This window comes from Duganella phyllosphaerae, assembly GCF_001758785.1.
GTDB classification, from domain to species: domain Bacteria; phylum Pseudomonadota; class Gammaproteobacteria; order Burkholderiales; family Burkholderiaceae_D; genus Rugamonas; species Rugamonas phyllosphaerae.
On sequence record NZ_LROM01000153.1, the window covers coordinates 1 to 2388 of the forward strand.

General features: G+C 67.1%; 3 protein-coding genes. 1 reads left to right on the top strand and 2 read right to left on the bottom strand.

From position 1 onward, the window contains the following. The coding region (locus DUPY_RS26295; protein WP_070252143.1) for an ABC transporter ATP-binding protein at positions 1 to 457 on the bottom strand (457 nt) is incomplete at its 3' end. 41 nt (positions 458 to 498) lie between these two features. After that, positions 499 to 1782, bottom strand: a complete 1284-nt coding sequence (locus tag DUPY_RS26300) for an efflux RND transporter periplasmic adaptor subunit (RefSeq protein WP_084640904.1) — start codon at positions 1780 to 1782, stop codon at positions 499 to 501. 202 nt (positions 1783 to 1984) lie between these two features. On the opposite strand from DUPY_RS26300, the gene DUPY_RS26305 reads away from it, so the two are divergent. Further along, positions 1985 to 2388: response regulator (locus DUPY_RS26305; RefSeq protein ID WP_141749689.1), on the top strand; the 404-nt coding region annotated here is incomplete at its 3' end.

Consider the following 2388-nt stretch of genomic DNA (forward strand, 5'->3'; position numbering starts at 1 on the left):
CAATCGCTACCCGCTGCTGCTGGCCGCCCGACAGCTGCGATGGCCGGTGCGCGGCGCGGTGGCCCACGCCCAGCTTTTCCAGCATCGCCGCAACGCGCGTGCGTCGTTCGCGCGCCGGCGTGCCGTTGTATTCGAGCGCCAGTTCAACGTTCTCGAACACCGATAACTCTTCGATCAGATTAAAACTCTGGAAGATGAAACCCACGCGGCCGCGCCGCAATTTGTTCAGTTGCGATTCGCTGTAGCCGGCGATGTTGCGGCCTTCGAACCAGTATTCGCCGGAGGTCGGCACGTCGAGCAGGCCGAGGATGCCCAGCATGGTCGACTTGCCGCAACCGGAGGGGCCGGTAATGGCGACGTATTCGCCAGCTTCGATATGCAGGTCGATGCGGTCGAGCGCCGTGGTTTGTACTTCTCCTGCCTGGTGGATCTTGCTGACGACGACGAGTTTGAGCATGGGATAGCCTTTTTGGTTGAGAGGGGAATTTACTGCACTTTTCAGCGGTCCAGCTGCAACCGCGGCGAATTTCCGTAGGCCGCGTAACTGGAGACGATTACCTTGTCGCCGGCGGCAAGGCCGGCCAGCACTTCGATCTGGGCGTTGTTGCGGCGGCCCACGCGCAGCGCGCGGCGCTGGGCGCCGCGGCCGTCGGCATCGAGCACATACACCCAGGCGCCGCCGGAGTCGTTGATGAAGGCGCCGCTGGGCAGTAGCAGCGCCGGCGCCGGCTCGCCCAGCGTGATGCGCGCGTCCAGGCTCTGGCCCGGGTTCATCACCGGCGGCTGCCCTTTCGTAAACACCAGGTCCACGGTGAAGCGGCCGTCCTTGATTTGCGGGTAGATGGCGCGGATGTCGGCCGGGTAGTCGCGGTCGTCCTGCTTGACGCTGCCGTGGCGGCCCACCGCCATGCGGTTGAGGTAGTACTCGTCCACGCTGGCAGCGAGCTTGAAGCGCACCGGATCGTCGATGCGACCGATGTTCTTGCCGGTGGCGACCGACTCGCCCACTTGCAGGCGGAAGTTGGTCAGGCGCCCGTCTACCGGCGCGCGCACGGCCAGCGCATCGACCGTGCCGGACACCAGTTTCAGGCCGGAGTCCAGGCCGCCGATCGCGGTTTCCAGCTGGCGTGCGGCGGCGTCGCGCACACGCGCCTCGGTCTTGCCAGCGCGCTCCTGCAAGGCCAGCAGTTGCTGTTGTTGCTGCAGCATATCGTTCGATTCTTCCAGCGCCACGGTCGAAATAAAACCCTGCTGCGCCAGGCGCGTGTTGCGCTCGTGGCGCTTGCGGGCCTGTTCGGCATTGAAGCGCAGTTCGTCGAGGCGGCGCTGGTGGTCGCTGGCGCTGGCTTCCTGCGCCACCCGCAGGTTGGAGAGGTTGAAGATGCTCACCGCGTGTTCGGACTGGCGCGCCAGCAGCTCCAGGTGGCGCTGCGGATTGGAGATGCGAAACAGCAGCTCGCCCTGTTTGACCAGCGCGCCGTCGGTGGCCAGCACTTCCTCCACCCGGCCCGATTCGACCGCGTCGAGGATCACCGAGTGCAGCGGTTCGGCATTGGCGCGGACCACGATCTCGTCGACAAACACGCCGCGCGCCACTTGTGCGATGCGCAGGTCGGCGCCATCGACGCGCAAGCCGCGCGGCAGCAGCGCCCGCAGCGCATACGCCGCCACGGCGGCGACGACCACGCAGGCGAGCGCGATGGCGATGCGCCTGCCGTGCCGGCGCGGGACGACGGTGTCCATGGCCGCGCCGCTGGCGGGAGAATTTATTTTGTTGTGCATGACCATGGTACTGCAAAGGCTGTGCCAGGTGTTGCCAACCCGGTGAAAACGTGGCTGCATGCGGCCTGCACGGGCATCGTGCGCGGCGGTGTGCGGTTATGAACACTGCCTGCTGTCCGCTTGTGAACACTGTCTCTCAACGTGCCGCCATGTGCGCAGCGGGGGCATCCCCGGCCCACCCGTGCACTGCTAGAATGCCCCCATGTCCACCCACATCCTGATCCTTGACGACGATCCCGACGTCGCCACCGCCGCCCGCCTGCTGCTGCGCCGCCGCCACGAGCAGGTGGTTACCTTGTGCGATCCGGCCGCGCTGCCGGCGCTGCTCGCACAAGGTCCCGATGCGGTGCCGGACGTGGTGCTGCTCGACCTGAATTTTACGCCGGGCTTTATCGACGGCGCCGAGGGGTTGGCGCTGTTGGACCTGCTGCTGGCGCAAACCAGCCCGCCGGCGGTGATCGCCATGACGGCGTACGCCGACGTGCCGCTGGCGGTGGCAGCGCTCCAGCGCGGCGCTGGCGACTTCATCACCAAGCCGTGGGACAACGCCCGCCTGGTGGCGGCGGTAGACCAGGCGCTGGCCCGCCGCGCGGCCCGGCGCACGCG

Coding starts and splice junctions, on each gene's coding strand:
- DUPY_RS26300 (WP_084640904.1), bottom strand. CDS start 1,782: ATGCACAACAAAATAAATTCTCCCGCCAGCGGCGCGGCCATGGACACC.